The sequence below is a fragment of the Aliihoeflea sp. genome (assembly GCF_052435475.1).
GTDB lineage: Bacteria > Pseudomonadota > Alphaproteobacteria > Rhizobiales > Rhizobiaceae > Aliihoeflea.
On sequence record NZ_JBQVMV010000019.1, the window covers coordinates 1 to 20,512 of the forward strand.

Annotated in this window: 18 protein-coding genes; 10 read left to right on the forward strand and 8 right to left on the reverse strand. The window is 65.2% G+C overall.

Annotated features, from left to right (window positions below):
• The first annotated feature begins 25 nt into the window (after nucleotides 1-25).
• Nucleotides 26-514, forward strand: coding sequence for an IS1 family transposase (locus tag ACT6QU_RS17085; protein WP_444836987.1), 489 nt, complete (start codon nucleotides 26-28; stop codon nucleotides 512-514).
• A 98-nt stretch (nucleotides 515-612) separates the two neighbouring features.
• On the opposite strand, the gene ACT6QU_RS17090 is transcribed toward ACT6QU_RS17085, so the two are convergent.
• The 3 genes from ACT6QU_RS17090 to ACT6QU_RS17100 form a co-directional block, all read right to left on the reverse strand.
• Nucleotides 613-1,875 (reverse strand): glycerate kinase type-2 family protein, encoded by a 1,263-nt coding sequence (locus ACT6QU_RS17090; RefSeq protein ID WP_444836986.1) that lies wholly within the window; start codon nucleotides 1,873-1,875, stop codon nucleotides 613-615.
• Nucleotides 1,876-2,056: 181 nt separating this feature from the next.
• Complete coding sequence (guaD, locus tag ACT6QU_RS17095) at nucleotides 2,057-3,370, reverse strand: guanine deaminase (protein WP_444565604.1); 1,314 nt, start codon at nucleotides 3,368-3,370, stop codon at nucleotides 2,057-2,059.
• On the reverse strand, nucleotides 3,370-4,581 hold the full coding sequence (locus ACT6QU_RS17100; protein ID WP_444565605.1) for a urate hydroxylase PuuD: 1,212 nt from the start codon (nucleotides 4,579-4,581) through the stop codon (nucleotides 3,370-3,372). Before ACT6QU_RS17100 ends, guaD begins: the two co-directional genes overlap by 1 nt.
• Nucleotides 4,582-4,709: 128 nt before the next feature.
• On the opposite strand from ACT6QU_RS17100, the gene ACT6QU_RS17105 reads away from it, so the two are divergent.
• Complete coding sequence (locus tag ACT6QU_RS17105; protein ID WP_444565606.1) at nucleotides 4,710-5,630, forward strand: LysR substrate-binding domain-containing protein; 921 nt, start codon at nucleotides 4,710-4,712, stop codon at nucleotides 5,628-5,630.
• Here the strand turns inward: ACT6QU_RS17105 and xdhC are convergent.
• From xdhC to uraH, 4 genes are all read right to left on the reverse strand, one after another.
• The gene (gene xdhC, locus ACT6QU_RS17110; RefSeq protein WP_444565607.1) at nucleotides 5,614-6,420 is read right to left on the reverse strand and encodes a xanthine dehydrogenase accessory protein XdhC; all 807 of its coding nucleotides are present in this window, start codon (nucleotides 6,418-6,420) and stop codon (nucleotides 5,614-5,616) included. The genes ACT6QU_RS17105 and xdhC overlap by 17 nt on opposite strands.
• Nucleotides 6,421-6,628: 208 nt before the next feature.
• Nucleotides 6,629-8,974, reverse strand: a complete 2,346-nt coding sequence (gene xdhB, locus ACT6QU_RS17115) for a xanthine dehydrogenase molybdopterin binding subunit (protein WP_444836711.1) — start codon at nucleotides 8,972-8,974, stop codon at nucleotides 6,629-6,631.
• A 165-nt stretch (nucleotides 8,975-9,139) separates the two neighbouring features.
• Nucleotides 9,140-10,600, reverse strand: a complete 1,461-nt coding sequence (gene xdhA / locus ACT6QU_RS17120; RefSeq protein WP_444565510.1) for a xanthine dehydrogenase small subunit — start codon at nucleotides 10,598-10,600, stop codon at nucleotides 9,140-9,142.
• A gap of 182 nt (nucleotides 10,601-10,782) precedes the next feature.
• Nucleotides 10,783-11,145 carry a hydroxyisourate hydrolase gene (uraH, locus tag ACT6QU_RS17125; protein WP_444565509.1) on the reverse strand — a complete coding sequence of 121 codons (363 nt, stop codon included), beginning with the start codon at nucleotides 11,143-11,145 and terminating at the stop codon, nucleotides 10,783-10,785.
• A gap of 159 nt (nucleotides 11,146-11,304) precedes the next feature.
• On the opposite strand from uraH, the gene puuE reads away from it, so the two are divergent.
• The 8 genes from puuE (at nucleotide 11,305) to ACT6QU_RS17165 (ending at nucleotide 19,973) form a co-directional block, all read left to right on the forward strand.
• The gene (gene puuE / locus ACT6QU_RS17130; protein ID WP_444565508.1) at nucleotides 11,305-12,750 is read left to right on the forward strand and encodes an allantoinase PuuE; all 1,446 of its coding nucleotides are present in this window, start codon (nucleotides 11,305-11,307) and stop codon (nucleotides 12,748-12,750) included.
• Nucleotides 12,747-13,577: a bifunctional allantoicase/(S)-ureidoglycine aminohydrolase gene (locus tag ACT6QU_RS17135; protein ID WP_444565507.1), complete on the forward strand. Its 831-nt coding sequence runs from the start codon at nucleotides 12,747-12,749 to the stop codon at nucleotides 13,575-13,577. Before puuE ends, ACT6QU_RS17135 begins: the two co-directional genes overlap by 4 nt.
• Nucleotide 13,578: 1 nt before the next feature.
• On the forward strand, nucleotides 13,579-14,088 hold the full coding sequence (locus ACT6QU_RS17140) for an ureidoglycolate lyase (RefSeq protein WP_444565506.1): 510 nt from the start codon (nucleotides 13,579-13,581) through the stop codon (nucleotides 14,086-14,088).
• Complete coding sequence (locus tag ACT6QU_RS17145) at nucleotides 14,085-14,675, forward strand: deaminase (RefSeq protein WP_444565505.1); 591 nt, start codon at nucleotides 14,085-14,087, stop codon at nucleotides 14,673-14,675. The genes ACT6QU_RS17140 and ACT6QU_RS17145 overlap by 4 nt, the downstream gene beginning before the upstream one ends.
• A 244-nt stretch (nucleotides 14,676-14,919) precedes the next feature.
• Nucleotides 14,920-16,512: an ABC transporter substrate-binding protein gene (locus ACT6QU_RS17150; RefSeq protein WP_444565504.1), complete on the forward strand. Its 1,593-nt coding sequence runs from the start codon at nucleotides 14,920-14,922 to the stop codon at nucleotides 16,510-16,512.
• Between the two features lie 12 nt (nucleotides 16,513-16,524).
• On the forward strand, nucleotides 16,525-17,487 hold the full coding sequence (locus ACT6QU_RS17155; protein ID WP_024588590.1) for an ABC transporter permease: 963 nt from the start codon (nucleotides 16,525-16,527) through the stop codon (nucleotides 17,485-17,487).
• A 4-nt stretch (nucleotides 17,488-17,491) separates the two neighbouring features.
• Nucleotides 17,492-18,319 carry an ABC transporter permease gene (locus ACT6QU_RS17160; RefSeq protein WP_444565503.1) on the forward strand — a complete coding sequence of 276 codons (828 nt, stop codon included), beginning with the start codon at nucleotides 17,492-17,494 and terminating at the stop codon, nucleotides 18,317-18,319.
• Nucleotides 18,312-19,973, forward strand: a complete 1,662-nt coding sequence (locus ACT6QU_RS17165) for an ABC transporter ATP-binding protein (RefSeq protein WP_444565502.1) — start codon at nucleotides 18,312-18,314, stop codon at nucleotides 19,971-19,973. The genes ACT6QU_RS17160 and ACT6QU_RS17165 overlap by 8 nt, the downstream gene beginning before the upstream one ends.
• Nucleotides 19,974-19,977: 4 nt before the next feature.
• Here ACT6QU_RS17165 and ACT6QU_RS17170 read toward each other — a convergent pair whose 3' ends face one another.
• Entirely contained in the window at nucleotides 19,978-20,460 is a 483-nt protein-coding gene (locus tag ACT6QU_RS17170) for a hypothetical protein (RefSeq protein WP_444565501.1), read from the reverse strand.
• Nucleotides 20,461-20,512 lie beyond the last annotated feature (52 nt).

Sequence of the window (20,512 nt, forward strand, 5' to 3'; positions counted from 1 at the left end):
GTGCATCGCCCGCTGCGGTGCTGAACTGGATTCGCAAGGAGCATGCGGCCATGCAGCCCAAGCTGGCCCAGGCTTTACCGACCGATACCGGCAAGGCGGACGTGATCGAGATGGACGAGATCTACACCTACGTCCAAAAAAAGCCCGCCGCGCGGTGATCTGGACGGCCTACAGCCGCCAGCACCGGCGGGTGGTCGCCTACCATATCGGTGACACGGGCGTATACAGCGCCATCGCCATCTACAGGCTGGCCAAGGCGGCCGTCGGTCAGATCAGCGCCATCTTCACCGATGCCAACTCCTGCTACCGTCTCGCCTTCCAGCGCATCGGGGCAAGCGAACCGCACCAGCAGACCAAGGCGCAGACCCACCTCATCGAGTCCTCGAACGCCTCCTTTCGAGACAATCTCGCGCGCTTCAACCGACGAACCAAGCGCGCTTCCAAGTCCCAGAACATGCTCGAGATCACCCTCGACATCTTCCTCGCCAGAAAGCGACTTCAGAGTCCGGGTTGAACAGTCCCCCCGGGCAGGGGGGTCCGAAGGACGGGCGAGACCCGCGGCTCGCCCCGGCAGGTGGCCCGAAGGGCCGGAGTGGGGGTGCTTCGCTCCGCCTATAAGACAACACCCGCCCGCAAATCATTGACGTTCGTCCCCGTCGGACCCGGCGCGAACAAATCCCCCAGCGCATCGAACGCCGCCCACGCGTCATGCCGTGCCAGTAAAGCACGCGGATCATGCCCCAGCCCACGTAGGCGCGTCGCCGTCGTCCCATCAGCGAACGCGCCGGCATTGGCCTCCGATCCGTCGATCCCGTCCGTATCCGCCGCGAACGCATGAACGCCCGCCAACCCCTCGATGCCGAGCGCGAGCGACAGCAGGAATTCCGTATTGCGCCCGCCCCGGCCGCCTTTCTGCGCAATCGTCACCGTCGTTTCGCCGCCCGACAGGAGGAGGACAGGCCTGGCGAACGGCCGGTCGCGCAGCGCGATCTCGCGGGCGATCGCCGCGTGGACCTTGCCCACCTCCCGTGCCTCGCCCTCGATCGCATCGGAGAGGATGACGGCCTCGATGCCATGGCGCCTGGCCTCGGCGACGGCTGCTTCGAGGGAAATCCCCGCCGATGCGATGACGCGCACCTCGTTGCCGGCAAAGCGGGCCTCGTCCGGCATCGGCGCATCGGCAGCGGGCGAGCGGATATGCACCATGACGGCGTCCGGCAGTTTCAACCGATAGGTGTCGACGACCGAGAGCGCGTCCGTTCGCGTCGCGCCATCCGGCACCGTCGGGCCCGAGGCGACATGGGCGGGATTGTCGCCGGGAATGTCGGAGACGATCAGCGAGACGACGCGCGCGGGGTGCGCGGCCGCGGCAAGCCGCCCGCCCTTGATGCACGAGACGTGCTTGCGCACCGTGTTCATGGCCGAAATCGGCGCGCCGGAGGCAAGCAGCGCCTCGTTGACTTCGATCTCGTCGGCGAGCGTCAGGCTGGCGGGCGGTGCGGGCAGCAGAGCCGAGCCGCCACCCGAGACGAGCGCGATGACGAGGTCGTCGGCGGTGAGGCCCGCTACGGCAGCGAGCAGCCGTTGCCCGGCCTTGAGCCCCGCTTCGTCAGGGACGGGGTGCGCAGCCTCGATGATCTCGATGCGCTCGCAGTCGCAGCCATAGCCGTAACGCGTGACGACAACGCCCTCGAGCGGCCTGTCCCAGGCGCGCTCCAGCGCCCGCGCCATCTGCGCCGAGCCCTTGCCAGCGCCGATCACGATCGTTCGGCCCTTGGGGCGCGGGGGAAGGTGGTCGCCAATGGTGCGTTCGGGATCGGCGGCGGCGACGGCGGCGGAGAAGAGGGAGGTGAAGAGGGTGTGCGGGTCGGTCATCGCGAGTCACCGCGGAGCGTATGCGATCCTTCGCGCCCCCCTCTGTCCTGCCGGACATCTCCCCCGCAAGGGGGGAGATCAGCTAGTCGCAAAGGTTGAAGCGCGTGATCTCCCCCCCTGCGGGGGAGATGTCCGACAGGACAGAGGGGGGCAACGTCGAGCGCAATCGTCACAGATACCCTCACCCCGCCAACTCGCTCTTCGCCGGCTGGCCCGCCACGTAAACCTCCCGCACCGTCCGGTCATCGCCCATCGTCTGCATCAAGAACAGCTCTTCGGCCAGAGTCTCGATCCGCTCCATGCGCAGCCGCATGGCCGGCGTCGCCTTGGCATCTAGCACGACGAGGTCGGCATCGGTGCTGATGTCGAGCGTGCCGATCTTCTCTTCCAGAGATAGCGCCTTGGCGTTGCCGAGCGTGATCTGCCAGAACGATGCGAGTGGGTTCAGCTTCTCGCCATTGAGCGCGATGATCTTGTAGCCCTCGTCCATCGTGCGCAGCATCGAATAGTTCGTGCCGCCGCCGACATCCGTCGCCGTCGAAATGCGCAGCGGCTTCGCGCGGCGGCGATAGCGCTGATAGTCGAACAGGCCGGAACCGAGGAAGAGGTTCGAGGTCGGGCAGAAGACGGCGATCGAGCCGGCGTCCGACAGCGCATCGGCCTCGCGTTCCGACAGATGGATCGAATGGCCGAACAGCGTCTTCGCGCCGGCGAGGCCGTAGTGCTCGTAGATGTCGGTATAGTCCTTCGACCAGGGATAGAGCTCCTGTGTGAAGGCGATTTCAGCGTGGTTCTCGGACAGATGCGTCTGGACATGGAGGCCGGGACGCTCGGCGGCGAGCGCGCCCGCCATCTCCATCTGCTCGGGCGAGGAGGTGATCGCAAAGCGCGGCGTGATCGCATAGTGGCCGCGCGCGCGGCCATGCCATCGCGCGATCAGCTCCTTCGTGTCGTCATAGGAGGTTTGCGGCGTGTCGGTCAGCGCGTCGGGCGCGTTGCGATCCATCATCACCTTGCCGCCGACGACCAGCATGTCGCGGCTTTCCGCCTCGGCAAAGAACGCGTCCGCGCTCTCCTTGTGGACCGAGCAATAGGCGACGACCGTCGTCGTGCCCTGCCGGATCAATTCGTCGAGGAAAAGCCGTGCGATGCGCCGCCCATGCTGGAGGTCGGCAAAGCGCGTCTCCTCCGGGAACGTGTACTTGTTGAGCCATTCGAGAAGCTCGGTGCCGTAGCTGGCGATCACCTGCATCTGCGGGAAATGCGCATGCGTGTCGATGAAGCCGGGCAGGATGAGATGCGGGCGATGATCGACGATCGCGACATCCTTGCCCGCCTCGCGCGATACCAGATGGAAATCGCCCATCGCCGCGATCTTGCCGTCGCGGATCAGAAGCCCGCCATCTTCCTCGTAGCGATAAGAGGCGCGGTCCTCGATACTTTCGGGCTCGGTGAGGAAGGACAGCAGACGCCCGCGCAGGAGAAGCGTCGACATCAGCGCCCCTCGAACCAGGCGACCAGCAGGCGGCGCTCGTCGTCGGTCATGCCCGAGACGTTGCCGGGCGGCATTGCGTGGCTGCGGCCGGCCTGGAGATAGATTTCGCGTGCGTGCTCGGCGATCTGCGCCTCGCCGTCGAGCAGCACGCCCTTCGGCGCGAGGTAAATCCCTTCCCAGCCGGGCTCCGCCGCATGGCACATGGCGCAGCGGCCCATGACAGTATCGCGCACCGCGTCGAAATGGGTCGATGCCATCAGCGTCTCCGCGCGGACAGAGGCACGCGGCTCGCCCGTCAGGGCGGCCGGCACGGTCGACAGCCACATGATGACGATGAAGAGCACGGCCGATGCGCCCCAAGTCCAGTGCGGCTGGCCTTTGCCCGCATGCACCGAGTTGAAATAGTGCCGGATCAGGACGCCGATGATGAACACCAGCGAGGCGATCACCCAGTTGAATTCCGTGGCGTAGGCCAGCGGATAATGGTTCGACAGCATCAGGAAGATGACGGGCAGCGTCAGGTAGTTGTTGTGCGTCGAACGCTGCTTGGCGATCTTGCCGTATTGCGGATCGGGTGCGCGGCCGGCCTTCAAATCCGCGACCACGATCTTCTGGTTCGGGATGATGATCAGGAAGACGTTGGCCGACATGATCGTCGCCGTGAAAGCGCCCAGATGCAGGAAGGCGGCGCGCCCGGTGAAGAGCTGCGTATAACCCCACGCCATCGCGACGAGCACGCCATAGAGGATCAGCATCAGCGCCGTGTCGTTGTTGTCCAGCGGCGACTTGCAAAGCTGGTCGTAGATCAGCCAGCCGATGCCGAGCGATGCGATCGAGATCAGAATCGCGACGGGCGCCGAGACGTCGAGAACGTTGCGGTCGATCAGATAGAGATCGGCACCGGCATAGTAGACGATGGCGAGCAGGAAGAAGCCCGACAGCCAGGTCGCGTAGCTCTCCCATTTGAACCAGATCAGGTGCTCCGGCATGTTGGGCGGCGCGACCATGTATTTCTGGATGTGATAAAAACCACCGCCATGGACCTGCCACTCCTCGCCATTGACGCCCGGCGGCAACTGGCCCTGCCGGCGCAGGCCGAGATCGAGCGCGATGAAATAGAAGGACGAGCCGATCCACGCGATCGCGGTGATGACGTGCAGCCAGCGTGCGGCAAAGCTCAACCAGTCCCAGAAAATCGCAAAATCGTACAAGTGTGAGCCCTCGGCAAATCCCAGCCTCGGACTTTACGCGTGACGGTTCAATGCGGAAGAGGGAAGCGACGCGATGACTTTCAAAAAAAAATCGAAAATGCTAGGCCGCTGACGCTTGGGAGCGAGAAATGGCCTATCTGGACAATGTATCTGTTTTCGTGCGCGTGGTGGAACTCGGCAATCTGTCGGCCGCCGGGCGCGACATGCGCATTTCGCCCGCCGTCGCCTCCAACCGCATCAAGGAACTGGAAAAGCACCTCGGCGTGCGGCTCTTCAATCGCACCACGCGGCAATTGATGCCGACCGAGCACGGCCGCATCTTCTATGACGGCGCCAAAAAGGTGCTCGATGCGGTGACGGATGCGGAAGCCGCGGTCACCTCGCTTTCCGGCCAGCCGCGCGGCACCATCCGCGTTACCGCGCCGCTTGGCCTCGGCCGCCGGCTGATCGCATCGGGCATTCCCGATTTTCACGACCGATATCCCGACATCGAAGTGCGGCTGCGCCTGTCGGACCACAATGTCGACATGATGAAGGAAGGTATCGACGTCGCCTTCCGGCTCGGCCATTTGGAGGATTCGAGCCTGCGGATGCGCGGCGTCATGGACTGCGAGCGCGTCCTCGTCGCCGCACCACAATACCTTGAAGCGCGCGGCGAACCGCAGACCCCGCAGGACCTGATCGACCAGCGCCACGACTGCCTGCTGTTGCGCTTTCCCGGCGCGCGCGAATTCTACTGGCCGCTGCAGACCGCCGAGGGCGTCCAGAAATTCGACGTGCGCGGGCCGTTCGATTCCGACGATGGCGACGTATTGACGAGTTGGGCCCTGTCCGGGCGCGGCATCGTCATGAAGCCGCGCTTCGAGGTCGAACCCTTCATCCGCGACTGGCGGCTCAAGGTCATCCTGCCCGAAACGCCGCCGACCCCGGTACAGCTTGCGGCGGTCTATCCGCACCGCAAGTTTCAGGACCCCAAGGTGCGGCTGCTGCTCGATTTCATGGCCGAGCGCTGCCAGCGCCTCATCCGCGACATCATGAAGCCGCGCTGAAAAGCGTGGCCGAAATCTCTGCCGTCGCCATCGCCGCAATGATGGCGGGGCGCTTGTCCTTCACCGCCGAGCCGCCGATCGGGCAGACGAGGCGCTCAAGGTCGGCCTCCGATCCGCCGGCCTCCTTCAGATACCAGCTCTTGAACGTCGCCCGCTTGGTCCTCGACCCGATCATCCCGACATAGGCAGCATCACTGCGCTTCAGTGCCTCGGCAACGATCAGGAAATCGAGCGCGTGGTCGTGTGTCAGGACAACGAAAGCGGAGCCGGCAGGCGCGTCGCGAACGGTTTCTTCGGGAACCGGGGTGAGCTTCGTCGCTATCTTCTCCGGCATTCCGTCGAGCGCATCGGCGCGCGTTTCGACGATGGTGACGTGCACCGGCATGAGCGCGAGCGCCGCCGCCAGCGCATGGCCGACATGGCCGCCGCCGAAGAGCAGCACGTGCGGCTGCATCGCTTCTTCTCGCTCGGTCCGCTTCGTGATCGCGGCGCGCAGTTCGGCATCGACGAGCACGATGTCGATCTCGGTCCGCCCGCCGCAGCACTGGCCGATCTCGGGCCCGAGGGGGATATCGAGAAGGTCGGTTGTCGGGCCTGCTGCGGCGATCATCTCCCGCGCGCGGTCGATCGCCATGAATTCGAGCTGCCCGCCGCCGATCGTGCCGAAGATGGCGGTCGGCGAGACCAGCATCCACGCCCCGGCTTCGCGCGGGGTGGAGCCGACGGCGGAGCGGACCTCGACGAGGGCAAGGTCGGGGTGGGTGGAGAGGAAGCTTGCGACGATGGTCATGCAGCGCGCCCTGATTGGGAGGCGTCGGGCCCTACGTTGCCCCCCTCTGTCCTGCCGGCCATCTCCCCCGCAAGGGGGGAGATCACGCTATGTCGGCGACGAGAATAATCTCCCCCCTTGCGGGGGTGTGGGCCGGCAGGACAGAGGGGGGCGTGAAGGATCATAAGCATCGCTGTTCTATAGCCTGTCCGCGCGCATTCGCATCCGGCTAGCCACCCGCAACCTTTCGCACCCGCTCCACCGCCATCAACACCCGCTCCGGCGTTGCCGGCGCATCAAGCGCGGGAAACACCTTGTGCCCGCCGACGCTCGCCACCGCATCCGAGAGCGCATGGAACACCGACATCGCCAGCATGAAAGGCGGCTCGCCGACGGCTTTGGAGCGGTGCACCGTCGGCTCATGCGCCTCCGGCCAATCCGCCAGCGTCACGTTGAAGATCTTCGGCCGATCCGAGGTGAGCGGGATCTTGTAGGTCGAGGGCGCGTGCGTTCTGAGCCGCCCCTTGTCGTCCCAGACGAGTTCTTCCGTCGTCAGCCAGCCCATACCCTGCACGAACCCGCCCTCGATCTGGCCGAGGTCGATGATCCGGTTCAGGGAGCGGCCCGTCTCGTGCAGGATGTCGGTGCGCTCGACGACATATTCTCCGGTCAGCGTGTCGATAGCGACTTCCGAACACGACGCGCCATAGGCGAAATAATAGAACGGCCGCCCCTCGCCCTTGTCGCGATCCCAGTGGATTTTCGGCGTCTTGTAGAAACCGGCGGCGGAGAGCTGGATGCGCGCCATATAGGCCTGCTTGACGAGGTCGGCGAAGGGAATTTCCTGGTTGCCGATCCGCACACGGTTGGGCAGGAAGACGATCTGGTCCTTCGGCAGGCCGTATTTCTCGGACGCGAAATCGCACAGCCGATCCTTGATCTGGCGCGCGGCGTTCTGCGCCGCCATGCCGTTCAAATCCGTGCCGGACGAAGCCGCCGTCGCAGAAGTGTTCGGCACCTTGCCCGTCGTCGTCGCAGTGATCTTCACGTTCGAGATGTCGATCTGGAACTCTTCGGCCACCACCTGCGCGACCTTGACATAGAGCCCCTGCCCCATCTCCGTGCCGCCATGGTTCAGGTGCACCGAGCCGTCCGTATAGACATGCACCAGCGCGCCCGCCTGGTTGAAATGCGTGGCGGTGAAGGAGATGCCGAACTTGACCGGCGTCAGCGCGAGGCCGCGCTTGACGATCCGGCTTTGGGCGTTGAACGCGGCGATCTCCTCGCGTCGCCGCTGATAATCGCTGGAGGCTTCCAGTTCCTCGACGATCCGATGGACGATATTGTCCTCGACGGTCTGGTGGTACGGCGTAACGTTGCGGTCTGTCGTTCCGTAGAAATTCGCCTTGCGGATTTCGAGCGGGTCCTTAGCCAACGCGAACGCGATCTCGTCGATGACGCGCTCGGCCCCCATCATGCCCTGCGGGCCACCGAAACCGCGAAATGCGGTGTTCGAGACCGTGTTGGTGTAGAGCGGCGCGGACTGCGCATGGACCGCCGGGTAGAAATAGGCGTTGTCGCAGTGGAAAAGCGCGCGGTCGGTGACGGGACCGGACAGGTCCGACGAGAAGCCGCAGCGCGCGGCATAGGTGTAGTCGACGCCGCGGATCGTGCCATCCTCGTCGAAGCCGACCTCGTAGTCGATCAGGAAATCGTGACGCTTGCCCGTGGCGATCATGTCGTCATCGCGATCGGGGCGGATCTTCACCGGGCGCTTCAGCTTCTTGGCTGCGATGGCCGCGATGGCGGCGAACTGGTTCGACTGCGTCTCCTTGCCGCCGAACCCGCCGCCCATACGCCGCACCTCGACCGTGACGGCGTGCGAGGCGACCCCGAGCGCGTGCGCGACCATGTGCTGGACTTCGCTCGGATGCTGGGTCGAGGAATGGACGGTGACGTCGTCATCCTCGCCGGGGATGGCGAGCGCGATGTGCCCTTCGAGGTAGAAATGATCCTGCCCGCCGACGCGCATCCGGCCCTTGAGCCGGCGCGGCGCCGACGCGATGGCCTGTTCCGCTTCGCCGCGCTTGAGCGTCAGCGGCGGCGCGACCATCTTGCCCGACTTCGCATCCAGGTTGCCGATGTCCGTGGTGAAGGGCAGCGCGTCGTACTCGATCTTCGCCAATCTGCACGCCCGCCGCGCAGCCTCGCGCGTTTCGGCGATGACGGCGAAGAGCGGCTGGCCGAAGAACTCGACCTTTTCCGTTGCCAGCACCGGCTCGTCATGCCGGCCGGTCGGCGAGATGTCGTTGACACCGGGCACGTCATGGCCGGTGAGCACCGCGACGACGCCCGGTGCGGAACGAACCGCATCGAGGTCGATGGCTTTGACCGCGCCGTGCGCGATGGTCGAGAGGCCAAGACACCCATGCAGGGTTCCCGCCGGCTCGGCGATGTCATCGATATAGACGGCAGTGCCGGTGACGTGCTTGGCGGCGGAATCATGCCGCTGGTCAGTCGCGACCCCACCCTTGATGGCGGCTGCGGTGAGGTCGGGCTGGGCGTGCTTGTTCATCGGCCTGCCCCGGAAGCGTTGCGATCCGTCGCGCCCCCCTCTGTCCTGCCGGACATCTCCCCCGCATGGGGGGAGATCACGCGGTGTCGACGACGAAACTGATCTCCCCCCTCGCGGGGGAGATGTCCGGCAGGACAGAGGGGGGCAACGTAGGGCGTATGCATGTCAAGCAGCCTCATGCCGCGAGACGGTCACCGTCTCACCCGAACTTTCCAGAAACACCCGCATCAGCAGATTCTTGGCCGACATCATCCGATAGTCAGCGCTCGCGCGCATATCTGAAATCGGCTGGAAGTCCTGCGCATAGACCGCCATCGCCGCCTCGATCGTCTCCATCGTCCACGCCTTCCCGACGAGCGTCGCCTCAACAGCCCTCGCCCGCTTCGGCGTCGCTGCCATTCCGCCATAGGCGATGCGGGCCGAGATTACCGTGCCGCCCTTAATCGTCAGGTGGAAGGCCCCGAGCACGGCCGTTATGTCCTCGTCGCGGCGCTTGGTGACCTTATGGAGGGCAAACAGCGATCCGGCATCCGGCACAGGTACATGGATCGCCTCAACGAACTCGCCGGGCGCGCGGTCCTGCTTGCCGTAATCGATGAAGAAATCCTCGAGCGCGATCGTCCGGCGCGCCGCGCCCTTGCGCAGCGTCACCGACGCGCCGAGCGCGATCAAGGGCGGCGGCGTGTCGCCGATCGGCGAGCCGTTGGCGATGTTGCCGCCGATCGTGCCCATGTTGCGCACCTGGTCGCCGCCGATCCGGTCGAGAAGTGGCCGCAGCGCGGGAATGCGTGTCGCGAGCGCCGCATAGGCGTCCGTGTAGCTGACGCCGGCGCCGATCGTGATCGTGCCGTCCGTCTCCGACACCTGCCGCAACGCGTCGAGCCCACCGATGAAGACGACCGGCGAGATATCGCGGAAATACTTGGTGACCCACAGGCCGACATCTGTGGAGCCGGCGACGATGCGCGCATGCGGTTCGGCTTCGAACACGGCCGCGAGGTCATCGACCGTCGCAGGCACGACGAGCCGATCCTTGCCCGCGCCGATCTCGACGCGCGCACCGTCGCGCATGGCATTCAGCCTGGCGATCACCTCCGCGCGCTCGGCGACGAGCGGGTCGCGGCCTGCTTCGCCATAAGACGAAATGGCACGTGCCGCGCGCATGATCGCCTCGTAGCCGGTGCAGCGGCAGAGATTCCCCTGCAGCGCCTTTTCGATGGTCGCGTCGGACGGGTTCGGCTCGCGCATCCACAGCGCGTAGAGCGACATCACGAAGCCCGGCGTGCAGAAGCCGCACTGCGAGCCGTGGAAATCCACCATCGCCTGCTGCACCGGGTGAAGCCCGCCACCCGCACCGCGCAGATGCTCGATGGTGACGACATGGCAGCCGTCGAGCGACCCGGTGAACCGGATGCAGGCATTGACGCCTTCATAGACGAGCCTGTCGCTGGCCAGGCGCCCGACGAGCACCGTGCATGCGCCGCAATCACCTTCCGCGCAGCCTTCCTTGGTGCCCTTCAGCGCGCGGTCGAGACGCAGGAAATCGAGCAGCGTCGCGTCGGGGCGGAGGTCGGTCAGGGTGATTTCCTCGCCGTTGAGGAGGAAGCGGAGGTGAGGGCGGGTCAATTCGCGACCTCGTTCGGTTTACGGCTGCGCCCCTTCGCGCCCCCCTCTGTCCTGCCGGACATCTCCCCCGCGAGGGGGGAGATTCGCCTGCATGGATGACGCGCGTGATCTCCCCCCATGCGGGGGAGGTGTCCGGCAGGACAGAGGGGGGCAACGTAGAGCATACACATCGTCATCAACCCTCAACTCCCCCGATACGTCGAATAGCCGTAAGGCGAGATCAGGAGCGGCACATGATAATGCGACGTCTCCGCCATTCCGAAGCGGATCGGCACTTCGTCGAGGAAGGCGGGATCGGGCAGGATCACCTCGGAAGCGCGCAGATAGTCGCCTGCCGCAAACACCAGCTCGTACTGCCCCGGCGCGAAGTCCGCGCCTTCGAGCAGCGGCGCGTCGCAGCGGCCGTCCGCATTGGTGGTGACGGACTTCACATGCGCGCGGTCATCCCCATCGAGCCTGTAGAGCGCGATCTTCAGCCCCGCAGCCGGCCGGCCCGATGCGGTATCGAGCACATGCGTCGTCAGTCGTCCTCCGCCACTGGCCATTTGCGAGCACCTCTTTGTTGTTATTGAGCCATTGTCGGTGATCCTAAGGCAAGTCATAAGCCCTCTGGAGGCGAGCGGCCACAAAAAGACTTTCAAATTTTTCGCCGGGAATAGGCGCATCGATCCGCGCTTATCCTGAACATGTCAGGGGAGACGTCGATGACCGAGCCGAAGCGATATGTCCGCAACATGTGCGGCTATGGCGCCAATCCGCCGAAGGCGAACTGGCCGGGCGGTGCGCATGTGGCGGTGTCCTTCGTCGTCAACTACGAGGAAGGCGGCGAAAACTGCGTCCTCCATGGCGACGCCGCCTCAGAGGCGTTCTTGTCGGAAATCGTCGGCGCGGCGCCGTGGCCAGCCAAGCGCCACTGGAACATGGAATCGATCTACGAGTTCGGCGCGCGCGCCGGCTTCTGGCGGCTCCATCGCCTCTTCACCGAGGCCGGCCTGCCGGTGACTGTCTACGGCGTGGCCGACGCGCTGGCCAGATCGCCGGACCAGGTGGCAGCAATGCAGGACGCGGGCTGGGAAATCGCCTCGCACGGATTGAAATGGATCGACTACCGCGACCACGAGGAAGAGGCCGAGCGCGCCGATCTCGCTGAAGCCATCCGGCTTCACACGGAAGTCGTCGGCGAGCGCCCGAAGGGCCTCTATGTCGGCCGCACCTCGGTCAACACCGTGAAGCTGGCCGCGCAGGAAGGCGGCTTCACCTGGATTTCCGACACCTATGACGACGACCTGCCCTACTGGCTCGACCATGACGGACAGGGCCGCGCGAGCGATCCGCAACTCGTCATCCCCTATACGCTCGACGCCAACGACATGCGCTTCGCGACGCCGCAGGGCTTCAATTCGGGCGACCAGTTCTTCGCCTATCTGAAGGACGCGTTCGACACGCATTATGCAGAAGGCGAAGCGGGCCGACCTTCCATGATGAGCATTGGCCTGCACTGCCGGCTCGTCGGCCGGCCGGGGCGCGTGGCGGCGCTGAAGCGCTTCGTCGACTATGTGAAGAGCCACGACAAGGCATGGGTCGCGCGCCGCATCGACATCGCCGAACATTGGGCCGCGAACAATCCATACGCGCCGCATGCGCTGCGCCCGAGCCGCATGGCGCGCGACGAGTTCGTCTCGCGCTTCGGATCGATCTTCGAGCATTCGCCCTGGATCGCGGAGCGCGCCTTCGACCTCGAACTCGGCCCGGCCCATGACAGCGCGGGCGGCCTGCACAACGCACTGGCGCGGATGTTCCGCTCGGCAAGCGAGGCGGAGCGCCTCGGCGTCCTGCAGGCCCACCCCGACCTTGCGGGCAAACTGGCGCAGGCCAAGCGGCTCACCGAAGAATCGACCAGGGAACAAGCCTCAGCCGGTCTCGACGCCCTGACCGACGCGGAGCGCGCGACCTTCATCGAACTGAACGACGCCTATGTCGACAAATTCGGCTTCCCGTTCATCATTGCCGTCAAGGACAACACCAAGGCGTCGATCCTCGAGGCTTTCCAGCGCCGCATCGCCAACGACCGCGACGCCGAATTCACGACGGCCTGCAAGCAGGTCGAGCGCATCGCCTATCTGCGGCTGAAGGACATCCTGCCCCAATGACCGAGCGAACCTATTACGCACCCACCGGTGGCCTGCCGGCGCAGACTGAGCTCCACACCGGCCGCGCCGTCTTTACCGAGGCCTATGCGGTCATCCCGAAGGGCGTCATGAGCGACATCGTGACGAGCTATCTGCCGTTCTGGAACAAGACGCGGCTCTGGGTCCTCTCGCGCCCGCTCTCCGGTTTCGCCGAGACGTTTTCGCAATACATCATGGAAGTGCAGCCGGGCGGCGGTTCGGACCAGCCCGAGCCGGAAGCCGACGCCGAGGGCGTGTTCTTCGTCGTCGAGGGCGAGATCACGGTGACGTTCGACGGCGAGGCCCACATCCTGACGCCCGGCGGCTACGCATACCTGCCGCCCGCGAGCGGCTGGACTGTCAGGAATGACGGCAAGGACGTCGCCCGCTTCCACTGGGTCCGCAAGGCGTATGACTTCGTGGAAGGCCTCGACGCGCCCGACCCGCTCTTCCTCAACGAAAAAGACATCGCGCCCACCCCGATGCCCGATACCGGCGGCACATGGGCGACGACGCGCTTCGTCGACCCTGCGGACCTGCGCCACGACATGCACGTGACGGTGGTCACCTTCGAGCCCGGCGGGCTGATCCCGTTCGAGGAAACGCATGTCATGGAGCACGGCCTCTACGTGCTCGAAGGCAAGGCGGTCTACAAGCTCAACAAGGATTGGGTGGAGGTGGAGGCCGGCGACTACATGTGGCTCCGCGCCTTCTGCCCGCAGGCCTGCTATGCAGGCGGGCCGGGCCGGTTCCGGTATCTGCTCTACAAGGATGTGAACCGGCATATGAAGCTGGGAAGGGCATTCTGATATGGTTGCGCCAATCACCGCCCTCCCCCTCACCCGCGAAGCCTTCTCCCCCTTCGGCGACGTCCTCGACACCTCCGGCGACAACCACTTCCCGATCAACGACGGCAAGTGCGAGCGCTATCACGACCTTGCCAAGGTCGAGGCGATGGGCCCGAATGCGCGCGTGCTCGTCTCCATCGCCCGCGGCACGCCCTACGCGTTTCCGCTGACGCTCAAGATGGTCGAGCGCCATCCCTTCGGCAGCCAGATCTTCATGCCGCTCGACCAGCGCCCGTTCCTCGTGGTCGTCTGCCACGACACGAATGACGGCCCCGGCGAGCCGCACGCCTTCGTCACGGCGCCCGGCCAGGGCATCAACTATCACCGCAACACGTGGCACGCCGTCCTGACGCCGGTCGGGCAGAACCAGGATTTCATCGTCGTCGACCGCGGCGGCGACGGCACCAACCTCGAGGAATTCTTCTTCGAGGAGCCGTGGGAAATCCGCCTGCCAGAAGGCTTCCAGCCATGAGCGCAACGCTGATCCACCGCCTGTTCGACGTGATCGAAGACGACATCGTGCCGAAAACGGAAGCCGGCGTTGCGGCCGGCAACAAGATTTTCGGCGCCGCGATCCTGCGCAAGTCGGACCTGTCCGTGGTGATCGCCGAGACCAACAACGAGATGGAAAATCCGCTCTGGCACGGCGAGATGCACGCCATGAAGCGCTTCTACGAGCTGCCGAAGGCGGAGCGGCCCGACACGAAGGACTGCATCTTCCTCTCGACGCACGAACCCTGCTCGCTCTGCCTGTCTGCCATCACCTGGGCGGGCTTCGACAATTTCCACTATTTCTTCAGCCACGAGGATTCGCGCGACAGCTTCGCCATTCCCCACGATCTGAAGATCCTGAACGAGGTCTTCGGGCTTGAGCCGGGCGGTTACCGGACCGAGAACGCCTACTGGAAAAGTCATTCCATCCGGCGCGAAATCGCCGCGATGGACGAGCGCGACAGGTCGGAACTGACGGCCCGCGCGGCCCGCATCGCAGCCCGCTACGACACGCTTTCGCAAGTCTATCAGGCGTCGAAGGACGCCAACGACATCCCGCTCAATTGATAGACCAGTGAGGGCGCTCGGCGCCCAACTATCGGCAAATCCTCACGAATTTTCCCTTCGCGGTTGATCCCGCGGCGAGGGTGGCTATAGTTCGCCTCGTCTCAGGCGAAACCAATTACGCCATTCAATGTCGCAAACGGCCATGTGAAATGTCGCATGATGCCGTCAATATCCTTACCCAACGAGACCCGCCAACGGGTCCGCTCAATGGGTTCGGATCAATCGATCGAATGAGGAACGGGCAATGTCGAAAGAACTGGAATTTTTGAGCCGCTATGTCGCGCGCGGCAAGCTGAACCGTCGCGATTTTCTCGGCCGCGCGGCCGCGCTCGGCGTCACCTCGACATTCGCCAACTCGCTGCTGATCGGCGCGGCGCGCGCGCAGGGACCGCAAAAGGGCGGCGACCTGCGCATGGGCCTGCAGGGCGGTGAATCCACCAACAGCCTCGACCCCGCCCAGTGGCTGACCCAGGTGCCTCAGAATTTCGGCTCGACCTGGGGCGAGCTTCTCGTTCTCCAGTCGCCGCAGGACGGCTCCCCGCAGCCTGTTCTGGCCGAATCCTGGGAATCGTCCGACGATGCGATGGAATGGCGCTTCAAGATCCGCAAGGGCGTCACCTTCCACAATGGCAAGGAAATGACCCCGGAAGATGTCGCCCAGACGATCCGCCGCCATTCCGACGAGGCGACGGAATCCGCTGCGCTCGGAGTTCTGCGCGACATCGAGGACATCTCGATCGACGGCGACAACGTTGTCTTCAAGCTGGGCTCGGGCAATGCCGACCTGCCGCTGCTCCTGACCGACTACCACCTCGTGATCCAGCCCAATGGCGGCTATGACGATCCATCGGCGGGCATCGGCACAGGGCCCTACAAGGTCGAGGTCAACGAGCCCGGCATCCGCCACGTCGCGACCAAATATGACGGCTATTGGAGCGACGAGATCGGCCACGTGGCCTCGGTCGAGGTCGTCGTGATGAACGACGCCACGGCGCGTACGTCGGCGCTGCAGTCCGGCCAGGTCCACATCATCAACCGCGTCGAGCCGCGCACCGTCGCGCTTCTGGCGCGCATGCCGGGCGTGCATATCGAAAGCGTGCCCTCAAAGGGCCACTACGTCTTCATCATGCACTGCAATACCGCGCCGTTCGACAATGCGGACCTGCGGATGGCGCTGAAGCTCGCCATCGACCGCGAGCAGATGGTCGAGCAGATTCTCGCCGGCCACGCCTCGATCGGCAATGACTTCCCGATCTCGCCCTCCTACGCGCTTTATCCGGAAGGCATCGAGCAGCGCGCCTACGATCCCGAGCAGGCCGCCTTCCACTACAAGAAGTCGGGCCATTCGGGCCCCGTCCTCCTGCGCACGTCCGAAGTCGCCTTCCCCGGCGCCGTCGACGCGGCCCAGCTCTACCAGCAGCAGGCGCAGGCCGCCGGCATCGAGATTCAGGTCCAGCGCGAGCCGGGCGACGGCTACTGGACGGAAGTCTGGAACGCCCAGCCCTTCTGCGCCTCCTACTGGGGCGGTCGCCCGACACAGGATTCGATGTATTCGACCGCCTACATCACCGGCGCCGACTGGAACGACACCCGGTTCTTCGACGAGGGCTTCGACACCCTCATCCGCACCGCGCGCGCCGAACTCGACGACACCAAGCGCGGCGAGATGTACCGCGAGGCGGCGACCAAGGTGCGCGACGATGGCGGCCTGATCCTGCCGATGTTCAACGATTTCCTCGACGCACGCCGCGAGGAGGTCCAGGGCTGGGTGCAGGACCCCAACCACGAGACGTCCAATCTGAGGGCGGCGACCCGCGTCTGGCTCGACCAGGCCTGATCGGGGCGGAACGTGGGGGCACACCCGGTACTGACACTCATCGCCCAGCGCATCGCGCTGGGCATCCTTCTCCTCCTGGCGGTTTCGGTGCTGATCTTCCTCGGCACCGAAATCCTGCCGGGGGACGTCGCTCAGTCGATCCTCGGCCAGGCGGCGACACCGCAGGCGCTGGAAAATTTGCGCCGCGAACTCGGCCTCAACGACCCGGCCTATATCCGCTATTTCACCTGGCTCGGCGGCGTCCTGACGGGCGACCTCGGCACGGCGCTGTCCAACCGCATGGACATCGCGACGTCCATCTGGCCGCGCCTGAAGAACACGCTCTTCCTCGCCTTCTGGGCCGCCATCGTCTCGGTGCCGCTGGCAATCCTGCTCGGCCTCGTCGCCGTGCGCTATCGCAACGGCTTCGTCGACAAGACGATCTCCGGCCTTGCCCTCTCGGCGACCTCGCTGCCCGAATTCTTCATCGGCTACGTGCTGATGTATTTCTTTGCCGTCCGCCTCGGCTGGTTTCCCAGCGTGTCTACCGTCTACGACACCATGCCCTTCGCTGACCGAATGCGTGCTATCGCGCTGCCGGCAACCGCGCTGACGCTCGTCGTCCTCGCGCACATGATGCGCATGACCCGCGCGGCGATCCTCAACGTCATGCAGTCGGCCTATATCGAGACCGCGGAGCTGAAGGGCCTGTCGCTCTTCGAGATCATCCGCAAGCACGCCTTCCCCAACGCGATCGCGCCCATCGTCAACGTCGTGATGCTGAACCTTGCCTTCCTCGTCGTCGGCGTCGTCGTGATCGAGGTGATCTTCGTCTATCCGGGCATGGGGCAATATCTCGTCGACCACGTCTCCAAGCGCGACGTGCCGGTTGTGCAGGCGGTCGGGCTGATCTTCGCCGCCGTCTATATCGGCCTCAATCTCATCGCGGACATCGTGGCGATCCTCGCCAATCCGCGCCTCAGGCACCGGAGGTGACGCGATGATGTTCAAGCGCATGCCCATCGGTGCGGCGATCGGCCTTTTCGTCACGGTCGTCCTGCTCTTCGTCGCCATCTTTGCCCCGTGGATCGCACCCTATCCCGGCTCGCGCGTCCTTGGCGGGGTGTGGGAGCCGTCCTCGGCGCAATACTGGCTCGGCACGGACAATCTGGGCCGCGACCTCCTCTCGCGCATGATTTATGGCGCCCGGATCACGGTCTTCATCGCCGTCGCCTCCACCGCGCTCGCCTTCACGCTCGGCTCGATCCTCGGCTTCATGGCGGCGGTCATCGGCGGCTGGTTCGACACGCTGATGTCGCGCTTCGTCGACCTCCTGATGTCGATCCCGACGCTGATTTTCGGCCTCGTCGTCCTGTCCGTCCTGCCCTCGACCATCCCGATCCTGATCCTCGTCATGGGCATTCTGGATTCCACCCGTGTCTACCGCCTGTCGCGCGCGGTCGCGGTCGACATCAACGTCATGGATTTCGTCGAGGCGGCCAAGCTGCGCGGCGAAGGCACACGCTGGATCATCTTCCGCGAAATCCTGCCCAACGCGCTGTCGCCGCTCGTCTCCGAACTCGGCCTGCGCTTCATCTACGCGGTGCTGTTCCTGTCGGCCCTCTCCTTCCTCGGCCTCGGCGTCCAGCCGCCGGATGCGGACTGGGGCGGCATGGTGCGCGAAAACCGCGAAGGCATCGTCTTCGGCATACCGGCCGCGCTGATCCCCGCCGGCGCCATCGCCGCGCTGGCGATCTCGGTCAATCTCGTCGCAGACTGGATCTTGAACCGCACCACCGATTTGAAGGGAGGGCGCGGCAATGCCTGAGGAACCGATCCATCTCAAGGGCGCGCCGCTGCTCGAGATCCGCAATCTGAAGATCGAGGCGACCGTCTATCCGCCGGACGAGGACCCGCACGACATCACCATCGTCGACGGCGTCTCGCTGACACTGCACAAGGGCAAGGTGCTCGGCGTGATCGGCGAATCCGGCGCCGGCAAGTCCACCATCGGCCTCTCGCCCATGGCCTATGGCCGCGGCGGCGTGCGGATCACCGGCGGCGAAGTCATCGTCAACGGCCGCGACATCCTGAAGGAGGGCAACCGCAAGGTGCGCCGCCTGCGCGGCCGCGAAGTCTGCTATGTCGCGCAGTCCGCCGCAGCCGCCTTCAATCCTGCCCACCGGCTGATGGACCAGGTGGTCGAGGCGACGCTAAAGCACGGCGTCTCCTCGCGCCGCGAGGCCGAGGCGCGCGCCGTCGAATTGTTCCGCAAACTCTCGCTGCCCGACCCGGAGAACATCGGCAAGCGCTACCCGCATCAGGTCTCCGGCGGCCAGCTCCAGCGCGTGATGACGGCGATGGCACTCTGCTCCGAGCCGGACCTCATCATCTTCGACGAGCCGACGACCGCGCTCGACGTGACGACACAGATCGACGTCCTCGCCGCCATCAAGGAAGCCATTGCCGCGACCGGCGTCGCCGCGCTCTACATCACGCACGACCTTGCCGTCGTCGCGCAGGTCTCCGACGAGATCATGGTGCTGCGCCATGGCAAGACCGTGGAATGGGGCGACACGCGCCAGATCATCGACCAGCCGCGCGAGACCTATACGCAGCAGCTCGTCGCCGCCCACCATGTCGAGCACGACGAACACGCACCGGAAGGCACGCCGCTCCTGTCGGTGAAGAATGTCACGGCCGCCTATGGTGGCGGCCACATCAACGTCCTGAAGAACGTCACGGTCGATATCCGCCCGGGCCAGACGCTGGCCGTCGTCGGCGAGTCCGGTTCCGGCAAATCGACGCTCGCGCGCGCCATCACTGGGCTTCTGCCGCCGAAGGAAGGCACGATCACCTTCGACGGGCGCGAACTGCCCGCCCGCCTTGCCGACCGCAGCAAAGAGGATCTGCGCGAACTGCAGATGATCTACCAGATGGCGGACGTCGCGATGAACCCGCGCCAGACCGTCGCGACGATCATCGGCCGCCCGCTCGAGTTCTACTTCAACCTTCGCGGCACTGAGCGCGACCGCCGCGTTAATGAACTCCTCGAAAAAATCGAGATGGGCCGCGGCTTCGCCGATCGCTATCCGGCCGAACTATCCGGCGGCCAGAAGCAGCGCGTCTGCATCGCCCGCGCGCTCGCCGCCGATCCGAAGCTGATCATCTGTGACGAGGTGACCAGCGCGCTCGATCCGCTGGTCGCCAACGGCATCCTCAAGCTGCTGTTGGAACTGCAAAAGCAGGAGCAGGTCTCCTACCTCTTCATCACCCACGACATCGCGACCGTCCGCGCCATCGCCGATTCCATCGCCGTCATGTATCGCGGCGAGGTGGTGCGCTACGGCCCGAAGTCGAAAGTCCTCGAACCACCCTTCGACGACTACACCCAGCTCCTCCTCTCCTCCGTTCCGGAGATGCAGGTCGGCTGGCTGGAGAAGGCCATCTCGGGACGACGCATGGCGGCAGCTGGGAACTAGCCGGTCACGCCATCGCGGCCAACAGGTCGAATTCCTTCCTGTCGAGGTCTTCGATCCACGCGCACTTGTTTTTGCGCTGAAGCCGGTGCCCCTCGCCTTCCAACTCCGCCTCGTGGCGGTCCATCCCACCGGGATAGCGGTCGTTCAAATGACCGCCGGATTTGAGCGTGCGCCACCATGCGATCGCATCGTTACGGCCCATGGCGCGCCAGTCCTCGGCGGCCTGCGCGGCCAGATTGATGAAGATCGCGGTCGAGACCGGGCAGGCGATGCTAGTTCCGTGCCGGATGGACAGCGCATCGCGGATCGTGTCGAGCGTGATGACTTGGCCATGCGGCACGAGCTGCATGAGCTCGTAGACCTCCCCGGCCGACGAGACGACCATCGAACCGCCCGGCGGCGCCCAATGCGCGACTCCCGCCGGCAACTGGCGGACGATCTTCGGCGGCTTGCGTTCCAGAACCTTGGCGATGGCATTTCCGTGCATGGGACAAACTCCTGTAGCGACCGCAGGCAGTCTGCACCCGCCCGGCGGTCAG

Excerpts from the sequence above, each read along its gene's own strand:
- guaD (WP_444565604.1), bottom strand. The coding sequence starts at position 3,370 with ATGTCGACGCTTCTCCTGCGCGGGCGTCTGCTGTCCTTCCTCACCGAG.
- xdhC (WP_444565607.1), bottom strand. The coding sequence starts at position 6,420 with ATGACCATCGTCGCAAGCTTCCTCTCCACCCACCCCGACCTTGCCCTC.
- ACT6QU_RS17170 (WP_444565501.1), bottom strand. The coding sequence starts at position 20,460 with ATGCACGGAAATGCCATCGCCAAGGTTCTGGAACGCAAGCCGCCGAAG.
- ACT6QU_RS17160 (WP_444565503.1), top strand. The coding sequence starts at position 17,492 with ATGATGTTCAAGCGCATGCCCATCGGTGCGGCGATCGGCCTTTTCGTC.
- ACT6QU_RS17145 (WP_444565505.1), top strand. The coding sequence starts at position 14,085 with ATGAGCGCAACGCTGATCCACCGCCTGTTCGACGTGATCGAAGACGAC.
- ACT6QU_RS17140 (WP_444565506.1), top strand. The coding sequence starts at position 13,579 with ATGGTTGCGCCAATCACCGCCCTCCCCCTCACCCGCGAAGCCTTCTCC.
- xdhB (WP_444836711.1), bottom strand. The coding sequence starts at position 8,974 with ATGAACAAGCACGCCCAGCCCGACCTCACCGCAGCCGCCATCAAGGGT.
- ACT6QU_RS17135 (WP_444565507.1), top strand. The coding sequence starts at position 12,747 with ATGACCGAGCGAACCTATTACGCACCCACCGGTGGCCTGCCGGCGCAG.
- ACT6QU_RS17150 (WP_444565504.1), top strand. The coding sequence starts at position 14,920 with ATGTCGAAAGAACTGGAATTTTTGAGCCGCTATGTCGCGCGCGGCAAG.
- ACT6QU_RS17165 (WP_444565502.1), top strand. The coding sequence starts at position 18,312 with ATGCCTGAGGAACCGATCCATCTCAAGGGCGCGCCGCTGCTCGAGATC.
- ACT6QU_RS17105 (WP_444565606.1), top strand. The coding sequence starts at position 4,710 with ATGGCCTATCTGGACAATGTATCTGTTTTCGTGCGCGTGGTGGAACTC.
- uraH (WP_444565509.1), bottom strand. The coding sequence starts at position 11,145 with ATGGCCAGTGGCGGAGGACGACTGACGACGCATGTGCTCGATACCGCA.
- puuE (WP_444565508.1), top strand. The coding sequence starts at position 11,305 with ATGACCGAGCCGAAGCGATATGTCCGCAACATGTGCGGCTATGGCGCC.
- ACT6QU_RS17090 (WP_444836986.1), bottom strand. The coding sequence starts at position 1,875 with ATGACCGACCCGCACACCCTCTTCACCTCCCTCTTCTCCGCCGCCGTC.